The 5,125-nt window shown below is 44.3% G+C and carries 6 protein-coding genes; 2 read left to right on the top strand and 4 right to left on the bottom strand.

What is annotated here, in order from left to right; all coding sequences use genetic code 11:
- Together FHQ30_RS13245 and FHQ30_RS06310 are read left to right on the top strand one after the other, a co-directional pair.
- Nucleotides 1–1,445, top strand: a 1,445-nt coding sequence (locus FHQ30_RS13245) for a histone H1-like repetitive region-containing protein (RefSeq protein WP_176552762.1), incomplete at its 5' end; no start/stop codon positions are given.
- Nucleotides 1,446–1,709: 264 nt separating this feature from the next.
- Nucleotides 1,710–2,339: a DsbA family protein gene (locus FHQ30_RS06310; protein ID WP_176552678.1), complete on the top strand. Its 630-nt coding sequence runs from the start codon at nt 1,710–1,712 to the stop codon at nt 2,337–2,339.
- 19 nt (nt 2,340–2,358) lie between these two features.
- Here the strand turns inward: FHQ30_RS06310 and FHQ30_RS06305 are convergent.
- From FHQ30_RS06305 to FHQ30_RS06290, 4 genes are all read right to left on the bottom strand, one after another.
- A protein-coding gene (locus FHQ30_RS06305) for an IS3 family transposase (protein ID WP_442805704.1) occupies nt 2,359–3,485 on the bottom strand; the annotation gives its coding sequence in 2 pieces (ribosomal slippage) (nt 2,359–3,227 and nt 3,227–3,485; 1,128 coding nt in all).
- Between the two features lie 154 nt (nt 3,486–3,639).
- Nucleotides 3,640–4,209 carry a porin family protein gene (locus FHQ30_RS06300; RefSeq protein WP_139612093.1) on the bottom strand — a complete coding sequence of 190 codons (570 nt, stop codon included), beginning with the start codon at nt 4,207–4,209 and terminating at the stop codon, nt 3,640–3,642.
- Between the two features lie 239 nt (nt 4,210–4,448).
- Entirely contained in the window at nt 4,449–4,802 is a 354-nt protein-coding gene (locus FHQ30_RS06295) for a diacylglycerol kinase (RefSeq protein ID WP_139612094.1), read from the bottom strand.
- 44 nt (nt 4,803–4,846) lie between these two features.
- On the bottom strand, nt 4,847–5,125 hold a 279-nt coding region (locus tag FHQ30_RS06290; RefSeq protein ID WP_500692251.1), incomplete at its 5' end, for a DUF7832 domain-containing protein.

The raw sequence follows: 5,125 nt of genomic DNA, 5'->3' as shown, positions 1-5,125 counted from the left end.
AAGCCGCTGCTGAGAAAGCTGCTGCCGAAAAAGCCGCTGCTGAGAAAGCCGCTGCTGAGAAAGCCGCTGCCGAACAAGCTGCCGCTGAACAAGCTGCCGCAGAGAAAGCTGCTGCTGAACAAGCTGCTGCTGAAAAAGCTGCTGCAGAGAAAGCTGCTGCTGAAAAAGCTGCCGCCGAGAAAGCTGCTGCTGAACAAGCTGCTGCTGAAAAAGCTGCCGCAGAGAAAGCCGCTGCCGAGAAAGCTGCTGCCGAGAAAGCTGCTGCAGAAAAAGCGGCTGCTGAACAAGCTGCTGCCGAAAAAGCCGCTGCCGAACAAGCCGCTGCTGAACAAGCGGCCGCTGAAAAAGCCGCCGCAGAGAAAGCTGCCGCCGAGAAAGCTGCTGCTGAACAAGCTGCCGCAGAGAAAGCTGCTGCTGAGAAAGCCGCCGCTGAAAAAGCGGCCGCAGAGAAAGCTGCTGCAGAAAAAGCTGCTGCTGAAAAAGCCGCTGCTGAGAAAGCTGCTGCCGAACAAGCCTCAGCTGAACAAGCGGCTGCAGAAAAGGCTGCCGCTGAACAAGCTGCTAAAATCAGTTTATCGGTAAAAACAGCGCCGGAAGTTGGCGAATATTTAACATTGATTGGTAGTGCTCGCAATGTAGTCAATATTAATTTAAATAATGCCCAATCTGGCTTCAGTGTAGCTTATGAAGGTTACTATGAGCGTGATAATTATCAGCACCAGTACGACTTCAAGAGTAAAGTGAATGGTAAAGGCGTGGTGTTTAACCTAGCCAACCGACTCAATGATATCGAAGGTGGGATGCAAATCCGCTTGGCAGATTTAACCACGAGTACAGCGTCAGACAAAGTGCGGTTACAGTCGAAAACGAAATTAACATCGGTTATCGGTTACGGCGGATATTATTTTGATGACCTCAAATTATATGCTGCGCTGGGGGTAGCCAAAGCACGTTTTAATACTAAAATTGACGGACAAGCGCCAACCAGCATGAATAGCCATTTCTCATCTACCGGCATTTTTGCTAAAGGCGGCATCAGCTATACGCAGCCGTTCGGTAATATCAGCTTGAAAGAGTATATTGCGTTGAGCTATAACGATCTGGGTTTAGGTGAATTAACAGACAGCAACGGCGATAAAATTGAGGTGAGCGATAAATTACCACTCAGCAGCGAAGTCGGTGTGATGGTTGATTACAATGGTGAACGCTGGAATTTTAATGCCGGTATCGGGGTTAGTTATGATCTGGGTAAATTGCAAGTGCGGTATAAGGATACCGACCGCAATTATTCACGTGGCACCGGAAAATTAAAATTCAATTTGGATCTGGGATCAAGCTATAAATTGGCAGAACACCTGTATTTGACACAAGATGTGAAACTCGCTTTAGACAGCAACCATTACCAAAATGCCATTTTCAACCTTGGGGTGAAATTTACTTGGTAAAATTTAGCGGTCAATCCTAAGCAATAAATCAATGCCCTATTAGCGATTAATAGGGCATTTGGCAAGTAAACAAAACCATCGCCAGCCATAGCATAAAACAGAAAAAGTCACCGATTTAATTTAACCCGATGGCTGTTCAGACAGCATTTTTAGGCTTGATTGTTAAGTTTGGCTTAATTATTAAATCAGTAAAAGCGGGATTGTTTAGTTGTGATAGCCTTTCTAAAATAAAGCGCCATAACACACATCAAACAGGAGTGCATGATGTCCAGCACCAAACTAACGTATTTATTCGACCCGCTTTGCGGCTGGTGCTACGGCGCAGCCCCGGCAATAGCGCTGCTTGCTCAACAGCGTAATATTGAATTAACCATCTTGCCGACCGGTTTGTTCAGCCACAGCGGCCGTACTATGAGCGCTGATTTCGCTGAATACGCTTGGTCAAACGACCAACGGATTGCCCAGCTCACCGGGCAAATCTTTTCCGCAGCGTATTATCAAAACGTACTGCAAGCCTTCGGCACACCATTTGACTCGTTTACGATGGTGCAAGCCTTGGCGGCGGTAGCACCGCTACAACGCCCAACCGCACTTACCGCCCTGCAACACGCCCGCTATGTGGCCGGGCGCGATGTAACCGATTTGGCCGTGCTGAAAGAGGTATTGCTTGAAACAGACCTTGCGCCAGCGGCGGGCATATTGGACAGCGAAGCCACCAAGCAAAACGCGGCCGAGTTAATCCGACAAGGTCAGGCTCTGGCCACTGAGTTGGGCATCCAAGGCGTTCCCGCTTTGCTGGCGCATGCGCAAAACGGCAAAACCAAAGTGCTACCGAATGCTTGGCTTTATGAAGATATGGCGAAGCTGGTGGAAAAGATTAAAGCAGAGGCTTAAATCAATCGTAAGCTTACCGTCAAGCGCACAGTTCATAACTAGAGACTTCTGCTGCTAACTGTCGTTTAAATTCACTAGGGGGTAAATTCCCCAGTGATTCATGGGGTCGTTCCTCGTTATAACTTAACATCCAAGCCCAACTGAGCTCCCGCACTTGAGCTAACGAGGAGAACAAATGCGGGTCTAGAACTTCTGTGCGATAGCTACGATTAAATCGCTCTATATAGGCGTTTTGGTTCGGTTTGCCAGGCTCAATATAACAAAGCGTGATGTTATTCGCTTCACACCAATCAATAAAGACATGTGAGGTCATTTCACTGCCATTATCCACACGAATCATTTTAGGCAGCCCTTTTTCTGCTTTAAGCTGCTCCAAGGTTCTCACCACTCTGGTTGCTGGTAGCGAGGTATCAACCACGATATCTAAGGCTTCCCTGATGCCTTCATCAATGATATTCAGTACTCTGAAACGTGTACCGTTATAAAGTGCATCACTCATAAAGTCAAAGGACCAACTATAATTCGATTCGGCAGGAACCGCTAAAGGAGCGGGCTTTCGTTCTGCTAACCGCTTTTTAGTACGACGTTTTTGATTTAAATTCATTGCACAGTAAATACGCCATACTCGCTTAAAATTCCAGACTTGACCATCCAATCTCAGTCGATAAAAACATTTCCAGAAGCCCCAACGAGTATGCGTTGGCTCCTGAATAATCGCATTGAGGGCATCAATAATCGGCTGATCCCGTTCAAGGCGCAGCTGACTTGGGTCAGGCCGGTACCAACTGCGACGAGAAAGGCATGTCAAACGACACGCTTTGGAAATCGAGAGTAAACCCTGCTCAACCAAGTGCTGAGCCGCTTCTCGTCGTCGCTCCGGCGTTAAAGCTTTCCCAGCAAATCCTTGATCGCTGCATTTTCCAACGCTAACTCAGCGTACATTTTCTTTAGCTTTGCATTTTCTGCCTCTATATCGCGTAAGTGTTTTAAATCGGACGCCTCTAAGCCACCGTACTTGCTTTTCCACTGGTAATACGTTGCACTGCTAATGCCATACTCCCGACAAATATCGGTCACTTTGGCACCTTGCTCGGCTAATTTTAAAATGCTCACTATCTGAGTTTCTGTAAATTTTGAACGTTTCATGATTTCCTCCATCAAGATGATGATGACAGAAATCTCTGATTTTAGCTTGTGCCTTTTTAGGGTAAGTTTACGCAATTAGGACGTGTCTTCATGGTTGCAATGAGGACACGCCCTAAAAGTTATATTGCTAAGTTGATTTGGGTTTATGCAAACGTTAGAAACGGTAAGATGCTAAGAAAGAAAGTTCATTCGATTTTACAGAATCTTGTAAGTGTACACGCGTGTATTCCGCGCCCAATTCAACATTTTGCGACAGGGCATATTTAGCCCCTAGACCATAGCCGAATCCTTTCACACTATAAGAGCTGCCGTCATCAGACCATTTGACTTTACCATAATTATAATTCACTTTGACATAAGGCAATAGATTCGGCAGTACACGGTAACCTTGCGCATAGCCAACGGTGAAATTACGCTTTCTTTTGGCACTTGCACCATCCTCTTCGGTATCAACCGCATATTTTCCACTTGTCCCTAATTGAATGCTGGCTTGGGCCAAGCCGACAAAATCATTGCCAAAATCAAACCCGTAATCCGCAATTAAATTCACTGATGTGAAACGTTTTAGTTTGATCCCTTCTTCATTGAATTTAAATTTTTCACTACTTATTTTCAAACCAACAGAAGGACCAACAAAAGTTTGACCAGCTGGAGCCGCAAGAGCGGTAGCTGAAATAACGCTGCCACCAAGAAGCGCTGCTGTTAAAACCAGTACTTTTTTCATTTTATAATCCTCTTATAAATAAATACTCGAATTGAGCAATTTCATTCTAAATGAGAGTTAAATGATAAACAATCGCTTTATTGCTCAAATGAGAACTGTATCATTGTTAATCAATGAGATATTTAATTCAACAATATAAAAAGCATATTATAACTTAAATTTCATCACGCCATTTGAACATTAAAGTAAATTTAAGGCATAAAACCGCTGTTGTAATTGGATTGTCAGCATCGACGATATCAACCAAAAATCAGCAATAACCAAGTGATAGCCATGATTGCTAACGCCATCGTCACCGCTGCCGAGCCGAGATCTTTGGCTCTGCCGGAGAGTTCGTGGTATTCCATACCCACGCGATCAACTACCGACTCGATTGCGCTGTTCAGCAATTCAACCACCAACACCATCAGCACCGAGCCGATCATCAACGCCCGCTCTACACCGTTTTCGCCAAGCCAAAAGGCTAACGGAATCAACACCGCCGCCATAATCAGCTCGTGTTGAAATGCGGTTTCCGTCACCGCTTGTTTTAAGCCTTTAATTGAGTAGCCGGTGGCTTTAATTAAATGGGTGAAGCCTTTATGTTTTTGCACGTTTGTTCCTTTTTGCCTAATAGCTAGTGGTAAAATATTTGCTTTTACATTTTTACCTTTTTATTTAAAAATTCATTATATCTTTTAGATATAATATTTGAAATTTCATTATATTTTTCTAGGTTGTTTGGTTCATGAAATATTGTCGGTAAGTTAGGGTTTGAGTGGTCAACATAATCATCAAAATATTTATCGGAAGAATAATAATATTGCGCAAATTTATTTCCATTAGTATTAAAGTCGTCTGACGTCAGTTTGTCATCACAACATTTTTGAATAAATTCAGAGCCAGTCATTTGGTTGCTTTTAACTTGCTCGATTTC

The sequence above is a fragment of the Testudinibacter sp. 'clade 2' genome (assembly GCF_006227735.1).
Taxonomy (GTDB): Bacteria; Pseudomonadota; Gammaproteobacteria; order Enterobacterales; family Pasteurellaceae; genus Chelonobacter.
The sequence above is the reverse complement of the archived record's forward strand: the minus strand, read 5'-3'. Positions and strand labels throughout refer to the sequence as shown.